General features: G+C 69.2%; 17 protein-coding genes and 1 tRNA gene. 10 read left to right on the forward strand and 8 right to left on the reverse strand.

Annotation, left to right across the window (positions count from 1 at the left end):
• Positions 1-220: 220 nt before the first annotated feature.
• From MEICH_RS0117320 to MEICH_RS0117340, 5 genes are all read right to left on the reverse strand, one after another.
• Entirely contained in the window at positions 221-859 is a 639-nt protein-coding gene (locus tag MEICH_RS0117320) for a Crp/Fnr family transcriptional regulator (protein ID WP_027893634.1), read from the reverse strand.
• Between the two features lie 93 nt (positions 860-952).
• Positions 953-1,660 (reverse strand): hypothetical protein, encoded by a 708-nt coding sequence (locus MEICH_RS0117325; protein ID WP_157202886.1) that lies wholly within the window; start codon positions 1,658-1,660, stop codon positions 953-955.
• Between the two features lie 253 nt (positions 1,661-1,913).
• On the reverse strand, positions 1,914-2,591 hold the full coding sequence (locus tag MEICH_RS0117330; protein ID WP_027893636.1) for a hypothetical protein: 678 nt from the start codon (positions 2,589-2,591) through the stop codon (positions 1,914-1,916).
• A 106-nt stretch (positions 2,592-2,697) separates the two neighbouring features.
• The gene (locus tag MEICH_RS0117335) at positions 2,698-3,510 is read right to left on the reverse strand and encodes a menaquinone biosynthesis family protein (protein WP_027893637.1); all 813 of its coding nucleotides are present in this window, start codon (positions 3,508-3,510) and stop codon (positions 2,698-2,700) included.
• A 46-nt stretch (positions 3,511-3,556) separates the two neighbouring features.
• Positions 3,557-4,192 carry a peptidylprolyl isomerase gene (locus MEICH_RS0117340; protein ID WP_027893638.1) on the reverse strand — a complete coding sequence of 212 codons (636 nt, stop codon included), beginning with the start codon at positions 4,190-4,192 and terminating at the stop codon, positions 3,557-3,559.
• A gap of 278 nt (positions 4,193-4,470) precedes the next feature.
• Between MEICH_RS0117340 and MEICH_RS28910 the strand changes: the two genes are divergently transcribed.
• Positions 4,471-6,615 (forward strand): hypothetical protein, encoded by a 2,145-nt coding sequence (locus MEICH_RS28910; protein WP_027893639.1) that lies wholly within the window; start codon positions 4,471-4,473, stop codon positions 6,613-6,615.
• Here the strand turns inward: MEICH_RS28910 and MEICH_RS0117350 are convergent.
• Complete coding sequence (locus MEICH_RS0117350; protein WP_027893640.1) at positions 6,525-6,839, reverse strand: hypothetical protein; 315 nt, start codon at positions 6,837-6,839, stop codon at positions 6,525-6,527. The two genes, MEICH_RS28910 and MEICH_RS0117350, sit on opposite strands and share 91 nt — an antisense overlap.
• A gap of 157 nt (positions 6,840-6,996) precedes the next feature.
• Between MEICH_RS0117350 and MEICH_RS27370 the strand changes: the two genes are divergently transcribed.
• From MEICH_RS27370 to MEICH_RS0117365, 3 genes are all read left to right on the forward strand, one after another.
• Positions 6,997-7,716, forward strand: coding sequence for a helix-turn-helix domain-containing protein (locus MEICH_RS27370; RefSeq protein ID WP_051304313.1), 720 nt, complete (start codon positions 6,997-6,999; stop codon positions 7,714-7,716).
• A gap of 121 nt (positions 7,717-7,837) precedes the next feature.
• Entirely contained in the window at positions 7,838-8,635 is a 798-nt protein-coding gene (locus MEICH_RS0117360) for a DUF5602 domain-containing protein (protein WP_245587704.1), read from the forward strand.
• Positions 8,636-8,698: 63 nt separating this feature from the next.
• The gene (locus tag MEICH_RS0117365) at positions 8,699-9,124 is read left to right on the forward strand and encodes a c-type cytochrome (protein ID WP_051304314.1); all 426 of its coding nucleotides are present in this window, start codon (positions 8,699-8,701) and stop codon (positions 9,122-9,124) included.
• A gap of 100 nt (positions 9,125-9,224) precedes the next feature.
• Here the strand turns inward: MEICH_RS0117365 and MEICH_RS25825 are convergent, their stop codons facing one another.
• Both MEICH_RS25825 and MEICH_RS0117375 read right to left on the reverse strand, forming a co-directional pair.
• Complete coding sequence (locus tag MEICH_RS25825; RefSeq protein ID WP_051304315.1) at positions 9,225-10,091, reverse strand: AfsR/SARP family transcriptional regulator; 867 nt, start codon at positions 10,089-10,091, stop codon at positions 9,225-9,227.
• Positions 10,092-10,306: 215 nt separating this feature from the next.
• Positions 10,307-10,381: transfer RNA gene (locus MEICH_RS0117375), tRNA-Val, on the reverse strand.
• 301 nt (positions 10,382-10,682) lie between these two features.
• On the opposite strand from MEICH_RS0117375, the gene MEICH_RS28915 reads away from it, so the two are divergent.
• The 6 genes from MEICH_RS28915 to MEICH_RS0117405 form a co-directional block, all read left to right on the forward strand.
• Positions 10,683-10,844 (forward strand): hypothetical protein, encoded by a 162-nt coding sequence (locus tag MEICH_RS28915; protein WP_157202887.1) that lies wholly within the window; start codon positions 10,683-10,685, stop codon positions 10,842-10,844.
• A gap of 166 nt (positions 10,845-11,010) precedes the next feature.
• On the forward strand, positions 11,011-11,823 hold the full coding sequence (locus MEICH_RS0117385) for a DUF1616 domain-containing protein (RefSeq protein WP_027893643.1): 813 nt from the start codon (positions 11,011-11,013) through the stop codon (positions 11,821-11,823).
• Between the two features lie 9 nt (positions 11,824-11,832).
• Positions 11,833-12,606, forward strand: a complete 774-nt coding sequence (locus MEICH_RS0117390) for a CPBP family intramembrane glutamic endopeptidase (protein WP_027893644.1) — start codon at positions 11,833-11,835, stop codon at positions 12,604-12,606.
• Between the two features lie 156 nt (positions 12,607-12,762).
• A complete protein-coding gene (locus tag MEICH_RS0117395; protein ID WP_027893645.1) occupies positions 12,763-13,161 on the forward strand; it encodes a hypothetical protein in 399 nt (132 codons plus the stop codon).
• Positions 13,158-13,706, forward strand: coding sequence for a tetratricopeptide repeat protein (locus tag MEICH_RS0117400; RefSeq protein WP_027893646.1), 549 nt, complete (start codon positions 13,158-13,160; stop codon positions 13,704-13,706). The genes MEICH_RS0117395 and MEICH_RS0117400 overlap by 4 nt, the downstream gene beginning before the upstream one ends.
• 79 nt (positions 13,707-13,785) lie before the next feature.
• A partial coding sequence (locus MEICH_RS0117405) for a tetratricopeptide repeat protein (protein ID WP_027893647.1) occupies positions 13,786-14,328 on the forward strand: 543 nt, incomplete at its 3' end.

Consider the following 14,328-nt stretch of genomic DNA (forward strand, 5'->3'; position numbering starts at 1 on the left):
GGCGCCGGATGGCGGCGCCGCCCCGCCCTGGCGGGGCGGCCGACCGAAGTTATCCGCGTAGCGGAGGGCGGTAGCGCCCCTTGGAAGGGATACGCTTGCTTCGCCGACCGTCAGGGAGGGGTGTGCTCTAGGATTCAAAAAGATAGCCTCTGGGGGTCTTTGGTTTGGATGATTATCTTTTTGAATCCGGTATAAGACGTACGACCCCTGGCGTTTAGCGTCACCTCGAGATCTCCCGCAACGCCTGCGGCTTGAGCACCAGGATGCGGCGGTAGCCCAGCTCGAGCACGTCCTCCAGCGCCAGGTCGGCGAGCACCTTGCTCACCGTCTCGCGGGTCGAGCCGATGATGTGGGCGAGGTCCTGGTGGGTGAGCACGATCTCCAGGCCCTCCTCGCCCTTCTGCATGACCTCGAGCAGCGTCTTGGCCAGGCGGGGCAGCACCTCCTTGAAGCGCAGGTCGCGCAGGCGGTCCTCGGCGCGGCGCAGGCGGCGGATGAGCATCACCAGCAGCGCCCGCTGGGTGTCGGGGAAGCGGCTGGCCACGCGGGTGAGGTCCTCGCGGGCGGCGGTGAGCAACTCGCAATCGACGAGGGGCTCGGCGAAGACCCCGTACTTGTGCCCCGTGAACAGCGCGGCCTCCCCGAAGATCTCGCCCCGCCCCACCACCGTCAGGGTGATCTCCTCCTCCTTGCCCCCGAGCTGGAACAGCCGGACCCAGCCCTCCTTGACGTAGTACAAGGTGGTGGCGTCGTCCTCGGGATAGCACAAATAGCCGCCCCTGCGCGCGGTGTAGGGGTGGAAGATCTGCTCGAGTTCGGCGCGGGCCTCGTCGCTGATGCCCGCTAGCTCCGGAATCATACGTCTTTACTTTATCGGCTTTATCACAATTTGGTACCGGGTGCGGGGATACAAAAGCCCGGCCCCAGGGCCGGGCTCCGGGCTTTTTACGCTCTACCAGGCCGATTCCCAGAGGCCGGACGCCGGTTTCGGCCGCACGCTCGAGAGGCTCGCGGTGGCCGGCACGTACCACCACTTGAGCGAGGCGGGCAGCGGACCCGTGCTGGCGGTCATGCGGGTCTTGGTGACGGTCCCGCCGCTGACCTCCTCCACTGTTTGGATGAACAGGTTCCAGCCCGCCTTGAACTTCAGGTCGTAGACGGTAGTGAGTCCTCCCGAGGTGCAGGTGCCCACCACGGTGACGTCGCTGTTGACGAAAACGAAACCTACGAGCAGATGATCTCCTGCCGAGAGGGTGCTCGCACTCGGGCTGAAGCTGAGGACGAACACGATGCCGGTAGGACTGCTCGCCGCCCCGACGTAAGCCACGATCCCGCCGGTCCCGGAGATGTTGGCGGCCTTGGCGGAGGGGTTGCTCGAGGGGGCGCAACTGCCGGGCGACCCCAGGTCCCCCAGCTCGGTCGCGGGGATGTTGGGGAGGGAGTACGAGAAGTTGCCCGAGGCGTCCACGTTCGCCGTAGCTCGAAGAACTTGAGGCGTAGGGAAAGTGGTATAGAACTCGAGCTTGCCGGTCGAGCTCGAGGGCCAGTTTTGCAGTTTGCCGCTGCCCTGGCTCGCGCTGCCGCCACCCCCGCCGGGGCACGCCGTGAGTGCTGCTGCGAGAATACAGGCTCCTAGAACACGGAACGCAATTTTATTCATTTTTGCCTCCAGGCTTCCAGGATAGCAGACACCGTGGATCACGAGAAACCTTGAATACAGTTTGCAGTCGGATTTTTCCAAATCTGAGTTGTGTTGTGACTTGCAAACCCAAACATAAAGTTCATCTCAAGGAACTGGTTAATCAATACCTAAAGTTGGATTAATATCCAAAAGATCCAACCGGGAACGGCCGATTTTAAGTTGCGAGGGCCCGCCTAGGGGCGGGCCAAGACCAAGATAAGTCAGATTGTTACTAGTTGAGTTGAGGGAAGAGCTTGGGGCGCGCGGCTTGGCTAGGCGAGTAGTCCACGTACCACCACTTGAACTCATCACTCAGGTTGGTAGCAGCGGTGATTTTGAGCTTAGTCGCCTGGCCGGAGTTGTTGACCTCCATGACAGTGCCGATGGCGAGGTTCCAGCCCTTCTTGAAGCTGACATCATACTCGGTCGTCACTCCGCTGATGGTGCAGGTGCCGGTGATCCTCACATCCCTATCCACGTATCCCTGAGCTGCCATCTTTCCACCAACAGTAGCGCCCTTCGTCACGTCATAGGTGGCGAGCGTCACCGTACCTGAGGCACTGGCGGAGGAGCCTTCGTAAGCAACAATTCCTACGGAAGTGGTTTTAGCCTCGGTGTTGCTCACGTTCAAGCACTCCGGAAGTCCGCCAAAAGCGGCTAGCTTGCTCTTGGGGGGGTTCGGCAACTGGTAGCTGAAATCGCCTGAGGCGTTAATGTTGGCGCTAGCCTCTACCACGGCACCTTCTCCAGGCGAGTAGCTCACGAACTCGAGCTTCCCCTCTACGCTAGAAGGCCAGCCCTGCAGGTCACCGCTGCCCTTTTCAGCAGTGTTGCCGACTACGCCCGGACAGGCGGTGAGCGAGATGGCCAGAAGCCCAGCACCAAAGAGCTTGAGAGCGACGTTCTTCATAAGGTTACACTCCAAAAAACGAAGATACTTCGTTCTCAAACCAGGATCAAGCAACTGCCGACTAGGTAAAATTACCTAAAGCCACAGCCTGAAAGTCAGTTGCCCCTCATTTAAGGAAGAGGGGTTGCCTCGAGCCCGGCAACAACCCCCGCTCCTCCGCCCGCCGGAACAGCTCGCGCACCGCGCGCTCGCCCTCCTCGCCCACGTCCAGCGAGAAGTCGTTGACGTAGGTGCGGATGTGAGCCCAGATCACCTCGTCCTCCAGCTCGAGCGCGTGCTGCTTGATGTAGGCCACGGTTTCCTCGGGGTGGGCATAGGCGTACTCGAGGCTCTCCCGCACCGCGCGGTCGAGTGCGCGGATGGTGACCTCGCCCAGGTCGCGGCGGGCCAAAATCGCGCCCAGGGGCAGCGGCAGGCCGGTCTCGCCCTCCCACCACTCGCCCAGGTCGAGCACCTTGACCAGGCCGTAGCGCGGGTAGGTGAAGCGCGACTCGTGGATGATGAGGCCCCCGTCCACCTCGCCCGCCTGCACGGCGGGCATGATGCGGTCGTAGCGCATCTCGACCGGGGTGAAGCCCTCGTCGCGCAGGCTCAGCAGCAAGAAGGCGGTGGTGTGGCGCCCGGGGACGGCGATGCGCTTGCCCCGCAAGCCGTCCAGCGGGCCGCGGGCCACGAGCAGCGGGCCCACCCCCCGCCCCAGCGCCCCGCCCGAGCGCAGGGCCACGTAGCGCTCGCGCAGGCGGCCGTAGGCGGCGTAGCTGATCTTGGTGAGGGGGAGCCGGCCCTCCAGGGCCCAGACGTTGAGGGTCTCCACATCCTCCAGCACCTCGGTGACGGGGGCGGGGGTGGCGATCTTGCCGTGGGCGAGGGCGTAGAAGATGAAGGTGTCGTTGGGGCAGAAGGAGTAGCCGAGCTGCATCAGCGCTATCCTACGCAGCCCGGCTCGAGGCGGCTACCGCCCCGGCTCACTTTGCCTTCTGCACGATGTACACCCGGGTCATGCGGGTGGGCTTGGCCGGGGGCTCGCCCCGGGCGATCTTGTCGAGCACCGCCATGCCCTCGACCACCTTGCCGAAGACGGTGTAGAGGCCGTTGAGGTTGAGGGTGGGGCCCAGGGTGATGAAGAACTGCGAGCCGTTGGAGTTGGGGTCCTGGGTGCGGGCCATGCCCAGCACGCCCTTGGCGTCGAAGGTGAGCTTGGGGGTAACCTCGAGGCCGAACTCGTAGCCGGGGCCGCCGGTGCCCCAGGTGGCGGGGTCGTCGCGCAGGGTGTTGGGGTCGCCGCCCTGCACCACGAAGCCCTCGACCACGCGGTGGAAGGCCAGCCCGTCGAAGTAGCGGTTGAGCGCCAGGAAGACGAAGGAGTTGACGGTCCTGGGCGTCTCGGCCTCGTAGAGGTCGATGACTAAGCGCCCGGCGGTGGTCTCGAGCACCGCCCGGTAGTCGGTGCCCGGCTTGAGCACCGCCTTGGCCTCCTTGAAACTGCGCACCGGCTTGGCCGAGAGGTAGGGGGTGAGGGTGTAGCCCTTGGGGACGTAGGTGCCCTGGGCCAGGGCCAGGCCGAGCAGGAGGACCAGCGGGATCGCGCGGAGGGGTTTCATGGCCTCGAGCCTACCCAATCCGCATGAAAGCTGCGTTATCGCGGGTCGCGAGACCGGGGTTTCCGCGGAGTGGGCGCAGCTTCCGGCCCCTGCCGGCACCGAGGCTGGAAAAAGGGCATAGTGCGCCGACCGCGCGGGAGTACAGTACGGGTAAAGCGACGTGAAGGCATCGGCGGGCTCGCTGCGGCGAGGGGATGAGAGCCTGGCCTTGGAACACCAGAGCTCGGCCCAGGGAGTTCCCCCGGAGGTGGACCGGGGGTGGGGCACAAGGAGGCCCTATGCGGCTCAAGCTTTTAGCTGTACTGGCGCTCGGCGCGGCGGGCTGGCTAGGGGGGTGCCTCCCGGGCAGGCAGGCGTTCAGCCCGGGCTCGGACACGACCCTGGGCGGGGGTAGCTACACCTTCACCTCGGTGAACGTCCCGGCCGGGGTCACCGTCACCCTGAAGGGCAACGTCGTCATGAACGTCTCGGGGAACGTGACGGTCGCGGGGAAGATCGCCGGGGATTGCACGGGCCTCGAGGTCCGCGCCGGCGGCGGGCTCGAGCTGAGCGGGCAGCTCGACACCTCCTGCGCCAGCCCGCCCGGCGCCCCGCCCGGGATCAAGCTGGTCGTCGCCGGCCCGGTGACCGTGGGGGCGCCTGGCTCGAGCACCCCGGCCATCCGCTCGGCCGGCGACATCTTCATCTCCGACCCCGCCACCGAGAACACCCCGCTCGAGCCCCTGCCCCGCAGCCTACAAGGGGCCCGGCCCGCCCAGGCGGGGGGCGGGATCACCGTCAACGCGCCGGAGCAGGCCGGGCCGGGCGGGTCGGTCAGCCACTTCAGCGAGGGGCCGGTGACCGTCAACGCCGACCTCACCGCCGGCAACGGCGCGGACGGCGGGGCCATGAACGTGGCGGGCACCTGCGCCAACACCACCCCGGGCCGGAACGGGGGCTCGGTGCGCCTGGGGTCCCGCCAGAACACGCTCACCATCGGCAACAACGTCACCCTGCGCGCCGGGGATGGGGGCAAAGGCGGTAGCTGTACAGCCCCCTCAGGCTGCCCGGCGAGCGCCACCGCCGCCAAGGGGGGCGACGGGGGCAGCGTGCTGGTCGGCGGCCAGACCATCAACTTCGGGGCCGGGGTCACCGTGCGGCGGGGCAGCGGCGGGGCAGGCGGCGACGCGACCGCCACCGCGGACGCCGGCGCCAACCCCTGCGCCAAGGGCTGTGACGCCACCGCCACGGCGGGCAAGGGCGGCAACACGGGCGGCGTGGGCTACATCGTCCTGCAGCCCGGGACCATCAACGGAGCGCCCATCGAGGCCGGCGCGAACGGCGGCGAGGGCGGGCTGGCCACCGCCACCGGCGGGAACGGTCGCGACTGCGACCAGTGCCCGGCGGGCAAGGGCGGCGACGGCGGCGCGGCCACCGCCAGGGGCGGGGACGGGGGGGACGGCGCGGCCGGCAACATCTGGCCCATCGCCCCGGCGAGCCACCTCAAGGGCGACGGCGGCGACGCCACCGCCACCGGCGGCAACGGCGGCAAGGGCGCCAATTGCTGCAAGTTCCTCGAGGGCGGCGACGGCGGCAACGGCGGCCTGGCTACGGCCAACGCCGGCCTGCCCGGCACCAAGGGCATGGGGGGCGGGGGCAACCCCGGCACCGCCGGCGGCAAGGGGGGCGACGGCGGCAACGGCGGGGACGGCTCACCCCCAGGGAGCAAGGGGCCCAAGGGGGCCGGGGTGGGCACGCCCAACGACATCCCTGACGGCGCCGACGGCAAGGACGGCAACGCCTGCGCGCTCGAGATCTGGTTCATCTACTACTCGAGCATCGCCGACGGCGCCATCGCGCCGGGGACCGACCTCGTGCTCAAGACCTACGGCCAGAAGTCGGAGTCCGACCCCGCCCCGGGGACCGAGACCGGCAGCGTCAACGTCCACTTCCAGACGGCCCAGGAATTCGGCGCGGACGTGCAGTACGCCAAGTCCGCCGACGACGTGATCGTCTTCGCCGGCGGCATCGTCCACGACCTCTCCGCCCTGCCCCCCACCTTCCCGGTCGCCAGCGTGGAGGCCCAGGTCTACAACCGCTGCAACACGCCGGGCTGCGTCAAGCTCATCGGCACGTACCAGGGGGAGCCGGTGGCGACGGTGGATAACCAGGCCACGTCGGAGATCGAGACCCTGAAACTGCCGCCCCCGCCGGCCGGGGTGCCCGAGTACGACGGCTTCGTCCTGCGGGGGTCGTTCCAGTTCAACCACTGGTGGATCCTCATCATCGACCCCTGGCCCCGGGCGCCACACGCCGCGAAGGCTGTGGGGTTACCCCACAGCCTTCCACTGCCTCAGCCCCGGTTGCCGGGCTTGAGCTTCTCCTCCTCCTTGCCCAGCCGCAGCCCGAAGGCCTTCAGCAGCGTCCCCACCGTGGTCTCATAGCCGATCCAGCCCAGCAGGGCCCCCACCGCCACCACGGCCTGGGGGGAGAGCTCGAGCCACTCCGCCAGCAGCAGCGAACCGAAGAGGCCCCAGAAGGCGCTCGAGGCCACCCGCGCCACCTTGCGCCAGCGCCCCCGCGCCCCGTCGAGCCCCGCGCGCAGCACCGCGCTGACCACCGCCGCAAAGCCGCACCAGCCGTACACCGTCCAGTCCTGTCCGATCATGGTTAAGCACTCCTTCGCCCAGCCGGGCCTCGCCTGTGGATATGTTTTGGGCGTAATATGGAACTGACTTCAGTTTAGGACGAATCACCAGTCAAGTCAATACGACTTGACTCGAGATTAAGTTCGATGCAAGATGACTCATAGATTGGAGGTCGGCATGTCGCTTCCCGATTGGGCCAGGGCCATCCGCCAGCGCCGCGAGGCGCTGGGCAAGTCGCAGGGGCAGCTCGCCCGTGAGTCGCAGGGGCGGCTCAACCAGACCGAGATCAGCCGGCTCGAGCGCGGCTTGGTGCACCCCACGCAGTCGATGGGGGCGGCCAAGCTCGAGGCCCTGCTGCGGGCCCTGGACTGGACCCCCGCCGACTTCGCCCACGCGACGGGCCTGGAGTACCCCGGGCTGGGGTTGCAGGCCATGGGGGCCCTGCCGTACCGCCCCCACCTGCGGGTACCCCTCTTGGGCGAGGTCGCGGCCGGGATGCACCCGGTGGAGGTGCTCGGCGAGCGCGAGGAGTACCTGATGGTCGACGAGGAGTTCCTGCCCAAGGGCACCCGCCGCGACCGCCTCTTCGCCCTGCGGGTGGTGGGCGACTCGATGATCTCCGACGAGCTCGTGGGCATCCCGCCCGGCTCGGTGGTGCTGGCCGAGGCCGACCGCCTGCCCGCCCCCGGCGAGATCGTGGTGGTGTGGGTGCGCTGCCCCAAGGTGGGCTTCGAGGGCGGGGTGATCAAGGTCTGGAGCGAGGGCGACGACGGGCAGGTGCTCAAGTCGCTCAACCCCAAGGGGCCGGTCTTCCGCCTCTTCGACTGCGACGAGGTGCGGGTGCAGGGCGTCTTCCGCCTGGTGATGACCCCCCCGAGCGCGCTGCGCCGGCGGTAAAGGCGGCTGGTCGGTGCGCAGGAACTCCGTAATTTTATAACGCTCTTATAACACCCGATGCCCCAGACTGATACCCGCACCAGGAGGTAAGGGTATGGGTCGAGGATTCGCACGTCGAATTTTGGTTGCGGCAACCGCGGGGCTTCTCGCGACGGCAGGCCTGTTGCTGGCCCAGGCCACCCAGGGTCAGATGGTGATGGGGCCGGAGGGCACGCTCTTCGGGAGCAAGGTCTCGAGCTGGGCACGCCTGGACGGGCAGGGCAAGGTGTTGGAGGCGGGCCTGACCATCCCCGCCGCCGCCGTCGAGAAGGCGCCGCTGCCCGGGCCGAACGACAAGCCCCCGGCCGAGGGCGCCGACCTGGCGCCCGACCTGGTGCTGGAGTTCCCGGCCGTGGTCAGGCAGAACACCTTCCTGGACCACCTCGAGCTGTGGTGGGAGGGCTTCGGCCACCCCCCGGAGCGCTACCTGGCCCCCCACTTCGACTTCCACTTCTTCGGCGTCAGCGCCGCCGAGGTGGCCAAGATCGACTGCAAGGACCTGACCCCGCCGGCGCTCGAGCTCACCCCCGCGGGCTACGCCCCCGCGGTGCCCCCCGGCGCCAACGCCGCCGAGTTCTGCGTGCCGCTGATGGGCTTCCACGGCCTGCCCATGTCGGAGTTCGCCGCCCCCGGCCAGCTCAAGCCCGGGCTGTTCGACAAGGTGATGATCGCCGGGTTCTACAAGGGCGGCTTTATCTTCAGCGAGCCCATGGTCACCCGCGAGTTCCTGCTGAAGAAGCAAGACTTCAGCCTCGAGGTGCCCCAGCCGGTCAAGCTGGGCCGTGCGACGCTTTATCCCAGGAGCTTCAAGCTCACCTACGACGCCAAGGCCGACGCCTACCACTTCGTCTACGGCGACTTCGCGATGGTGGGCCAGTAGAGGCCCTGCCGGGCGGCTTATCCCCGTGGGGGCAAGCCGCCCGGTTTCTCGAGGAGGCAGACGATGCGGCGACGCCTGGTTTTTTGGGTTGGGACTGCCGCCGGGGTGCTGCTGGCGGTGGCCCTCGCCCACGGCGGGCACGCGCACCTCGGGGCGTTCCCCGCCTGGTACAGCCCCGCCCAGGCCGAGCGCGGCCGCGCCCTCAGCCTCCGGCAGTGCGCCGCCTGCCACGGCCCCCGGCTCGAGGGCCGCTACGGGCCCCCCCTGGCCGGCCCCCGCTTCCTGGCCCGCTGGGGCGGGCGCACCGCCGAGGAGCTCGCCCGCTACGTCGCCGCCCGCATGCCGCAGGGGCGGGCCGGCACCCTCGAGGAGGCCGAGGTGCTCGACCTGCTGGCCTTCATCCTCCAGGCCAACGGCTACCCGGCGGGCTCCAGGGACCTCGAGCCCCGGTTCTTGCCGCAGATCCGGATCCTGGGCAATCCCGGCTGAGCAGGGCCTCAGGGCGCTTCCCACGAATACCCTGCACGGGCGACCGTGCAGGGTGGGCAAGACACCCGCCGATCCCGGCGGGTGTTCGTGGGAGACGCGATCAGTTCCCGCGTTGCTCGAGCACCGCCTCGCCCGTGCGCCGCCCCTGCGCGAGCATCTGCTGCACGCCCTGCAACAGGCTCTGCACCATCAGCAGCATCTCCGGGAGGTTGCGCTCAGGGGGCCAGGCTTCCGCGCCCTCCTCGCGCAGCAGGGTGTAGAGCTCGCGGGTTTGGCGCGAGGGGGCCACGCCGAGCTCGAGCCACAGCGCCCGCACGCAGCGCTTGTACTGCCGCAAGGCGGCGGTGCGGTCGCCGATGAGGTGGTGCAGTTGCATCAGGCGCAGGTGGGTGGCCTCGCGGGCCGGGTCCAGGGCCAGGCTGCGCTCGCCGTAGGCCAGCCCGGCCTCGAGCCGCCCCCGGCCGAGGCAGTGGTCCATGAGCTTGTCGAGCAGCAGCAGGTGGAGGTCGTGCAGCCGCTCGCGCTCGCCCAGCACCCACTCCTGCCCCCAGCCCACCAGCAACTCGTCGCGGTAGAGCGCCGCCGCCCGCTCCAGCCCCTCGACCTGCGCCCGGCTGAGGCCGCCCCCGGCCTGCCCCTCGCCCGCCCGCGCCAGCCGGAGGAACTGCCCCACGTCGCTCTCGAGGCCCTCCTCGCCCAGACAAACCCACTCCTCCTCGGTCTTCAGGAAGTGCCCGCTCTCCGGCAGCACCGAGCGCAGTTGCCAGAGGGCCTGGCGCAACTGCTTGAAGGACTTCCCCGTGCTGGTGTTGCCCCACAGCTCCGAGGCCAGGCGCTCGCGGGGGTGGGCCCGCGGGCGCTGCAGCAGCAGGTAGGCCAGCAATTCCCGCGCCTTCAGGGGCTCGAGCGGCCGCGCTTTCCCGGCGCACTCGAGCTCGAACTTGCCGAACAGACGCACGTAAACCATTCCCGGCCACCTCCCCGCCTCCGGCAAGGCCGCCGCCGTCGGGGCACGCCGGGAAGTCGGGCGACGGCACGGCTTAGCGTTGGGGTGAGTGTAGGCGCGGCTGCGTTAAACCCACGTTACAAAATTCGAGATGGCAGGCCATGAGCCGTACAGCCGGAGGGGAAAAGCCGAGCACCCCGGCTGTGAAATCCGGGGTGCTCTGTTTCGGTTTGTGCTGGTGGGCGATGTAGGATTTGAACCTACGACCCCACGCGTGTGAAGCGTGTGCTCTCCCGCTGAGCTAATCGCCCTCGAGGCTCGCCTGGCAAGCCCAAGCGTCCCCCAAAGTAGCATGGGCCTTCGCGCCTGTCAACACCGCGGGGGTTCAACTGTAAGCCGGAAACAACTGTGGGGAAGGTTGAAATATGGTAACGTAGAAGCCGATAGGTAACGGGAACTTAACGCATCGGGTTCGCTTGACACCACTATGGGCCTCACCTACACTCGAGCTGGGTACGGAGGTCTCTTGTGGTAGCTACTACTGTCACAACCACTACAACCACCGCGGTCACTGCTGACCCGACCGCCGTGGCTTTTATTTGGACTGCATTGGTGGTCATCGCGATGGTCATTCTGATGGTCTCGAAGGAATTGGCGGCGGCCTCGGAGAGCCCCCGGGCCCGCAACTTCGCCCGCCTGACCAACGTGGGCCTGGTGCCGCTGGCCTTCGCGCTGTTCGGCATCGCGGCAGCCCGCTTCATCAGTTCCTTCTGAACCCTGCCCGCCGGCCAAAAGCGAACCTCGAGGTTCGCTTTTTTGTGTGCCACAGCGGCGGCGCGGGGGATTTTCAGATTGCAATCATGAAGTTTTGCCATGGTAAGAGCAAGAGCGGGTGCATATGGCACTGGGGCTCGGGGATGAGCCACTAGACTGGAGGGGTATGAAGCTGAGCCAGGAAAACCGCGACCTGTGGTTGGTGATGGCCCTGGCGGTCGCGGCGGGCGCCTGGGTGGTGGCTTTCCCGGAGGTGACGTCGCCCGCGCGGGTGGTGCTGGGCTTCCTGGCGATGCTGGCCCTGCCGGGCTACGCCTTGATGCTCGTGCTCTTCCCCCGGCGCTCCGACCTCGACTTCGCCGACCGCCTGATCCTGTGCCTGGGGCTGTCGGTGCCGGTGATCGTGCTGGTGGGCGTGGTGCTCAACTTCACGCCCTTCAAGATCCGGCCCGCCTCGGTCGCGGTGGGGTTGGCGCTCTTCACGGTGCTGCTGGGGTTCCTGGCGATCTGGCGGCGCTCGAGGGTGGCCCTCCCCGACCGCTTCATCCCCGAGATGCGCCCGACCGCCACGCAGATGGCCTGGGTCGCCAGCTTCGCGGTGCTGGCGCTGGTGGTGTACTGGGTGGCGCGCCCCAACGAGCGCTTCACCGAGTTCTACCTGCTGGGCCCGCAGGGGAGGCTGGAGAACTACGCCCGGCAACTGCGCCCGGGCGAGGAGTTCAGCGTGACGCTGGTGCTGCGCAACCTCGAGGACCGGCGCATGGAGTACCGGGTCCGGGTGCCCTTCGACCCTGCCGTGGGCGAGTTGCGCACCCCCGTCATCCCCGACGAGGGCACCTGGGCGCGCACCCTCAGGCTCAAAGCCCCCGCGGGCTCCGGCGAGACCCAACTGAGCTTCGACCTCTACCGCCCGGGCGATTCCACCCCCTACCGCCAGCTTTACCTGCGGGTGGACCTGCGCAGCGAGGCCCAACCTTAGGAGGCGTCCGTGGTAGAAAGTGTTGCCCAAAAACGCCCGTTCTGGCCGGTCTGGCTCTACTTCGCCGGGCTGGTGCTGGCCGAGTGGCTGGCCGCCGGGGCCAGCCGGGGCCCCGGGATGCTCGTCCACACGCTCATCGTCCTGGCCGCGCTGATCCACGCGGCCTACCTGAGCGGCCCGGCGGCCCGCATGCTGAGCGTGCTGGCCCTGGCCCCCATGGTGCGGGTGCTCGACCTGATGATGCCCCAGACCTTCGTCGACCCCGTCTGGCGGTTCCCGCTGGTCAACCTCCCGCTCATCGTGGCGGTGTTCATGACCATCCGCACCCTCAACCTGCGCCGCCAGGAGCTGGGCATCCAGGTGGGCTTCCTGCCGGTGCAGATCCTGATCGCCATCAGCGGGCCGGTGGTGGGCATCATCGAGCACCGCATCATCCAGCCGCAGGCCATGGCGGGGAGCCTCGAGTGGTCGGAGGTCTTGTTGCCCGCGCTGATGCTCATGATCTTCACCGGCTTCAGCGAGGAGCTGCTCTTCCGGGGCCTGCTGCAGAACACCGCCATCGCGGTGCTGGGGCCGCTGGGGGGCATCACCTACGTGGCGCTGATCTTCGGGGCCTTCCACTTCGGCTGGCAGTCGGGGGCCGACGTGCTGTTCGTGGCGGTGGTCGGCTGGACCTGGGGCTGGCTGGCCTGGCGCACCCGCTCGCTGCTGGGGGTGTCCATCGCCCACGGGCTGGCCAACATCTGGCTGTTCCTGATCATGCCGCTGACCGCCGGCGGCTAGCCCTCCACGTAAAGCCCGACGTGACCGCCACGTTTTGCGTGCTCGAGCGCCGTAACGCCGGGCGGTAGGGCGGGGGACCGGCGGGCCGGGCAGGACGCGCCGGGGGCGGCGGCGGGTTTAACGAGGGCTTCACGAGCGGCCGGGTAGGCTGTACGGGTGAAGGTTCGGTGGATCGGTTGGGCGGGTGTGGCGCTGAGCCTGGCCTGGGCGCAGTACCAGAGCGACGCGGCGCTGGTGGGCCCGCGGGCCTGCCCCAAGCCCGTGGCCTACTGGCGGGAGGCGCCCTGGCCGGTGCGCCAGCTCTTCCTGGGCGGGCGGCTGCGCCCGGAGGCCGAGCTGCGGGCCGTCCTGCGGCGTGCCGACGCCTCCGAGCCGACGCGCTTCGTGCAGAACCTCATCGCCGTGAAGCTGAGCCTGGCCGCCGGGGCCGAGCCCTCGGCGGCGGTGGGGATCGTGCTCGAGGCCGAGCGCCGCTTCGCCGAGGCCCCGCCCCTGCTCGCCGACGCGCTGGAGGCCTACACCCAGCACCGCTACACGCCGGGGTGCCGCCGATGACGCTGATGCTGAAGGGGTGGGGCCAGGCCGGGCTGGTGGGGGCGGCGCTGCTGCTCGTGGCGCTGGGCGGCGTGTTCTCCTCGAGGGCCTACCTGAGCCAGCGGGCCCTCGAGCGGGCCGCCTCCGAGCCGCTGGCGGCGCGGGAAGCCCTGGAGCGGGCGGTGCGGCTCGAGCCCGCCAACCCCCGGCTGCACTACGAGCTGGGCAACGCCCACCTGCGCGGGTACTTGCTGTTCGGCCAGGGCGGGCTGGAGCGGGCGCTCGAGGCCTTCAGCGCCGCCCGGCGGCTCGACCCCCGGGAGGCCCTGTACGCCGCCGGCCGGGGCTGGGTCTTGCTGGAGCTGGGGCGGCTCGAGCAGGGGAGGGCCGCCTTCGAGGAGGCGCTGGCGCTCGACCCCCACAACCAGGACTACCTCTACGGGCTGGGGCAGGCCCTCGAGCGCCTGCGGCGGCCTGGGGAAGCCCTGCGCCGCTACCGGGAGGGGCAGGCCGTCAAGGCCGACCCCCGCTTCGAGGCGGCCATCGTGCGGCTGGAGGGCCGGTGAGCGGCTGGGCTCGAGGGGCTTCCTGGGCGGGCGGGCTCGCCCTGGGCGCGTTGGTGTTCCTGGCGCCGGTCCTGGCGTGATGCTGAAGGGGTGGGGCCAGGCCGGGCTGGTGGGGGCGGCGCTGCTGCTCGTGGCGCTGGGCGGCGTGTTCTCCTCGAGGGCCTACCTGAGCCAGCGGGCCCTCGAGCGGGGCCGGCCTCCCGAGCCGCTGGCGGCGCGGGAAGCCCTGGAGCGGGCGGTGCGGCTCGAGCCCGCCAACCCCCGGCTGCACTACGAGCTGGGCAACGCCCACCTGCGCGGGTACTTGCTGTTCGGCCAGGGCGGGCTGGAGCGGGCGCTCGAGGCCTTCAGCGCCGCCCGGCGGCTCGACCCCCGGGAGGCCCTGTACGCCGCCGGCCGGGGCTGGGTCTTGCTGGAGCTGGGGCGGCTCGAGCAGGGGAGGGCCGCCTTCGAGGAGGCGCTGGCGCTCGACCCCCACAACCAGGACTACCTCTACGGGCTGGGGCAGGCCCTCGAGCGCCTGCGGCGGCCTTACTTGCTGTTCGGCCAGGGCGGGCTGGAGCGGGCGCTCGAGGCCTTCAGCGCCGCCCGGCGGCTCGACCCCCGGGAGGCCCCTGTACGC

Source organism: Calidithermus chliarophilus DSM 9957, assembly GCF_000430045.1.
Classification (GTDB): domain Bacteria; phylum Deinococcota; class Deinococci; order Deinococcales; family Thermaceae; genus Calidithermus; species Calidithermus chliarophilus.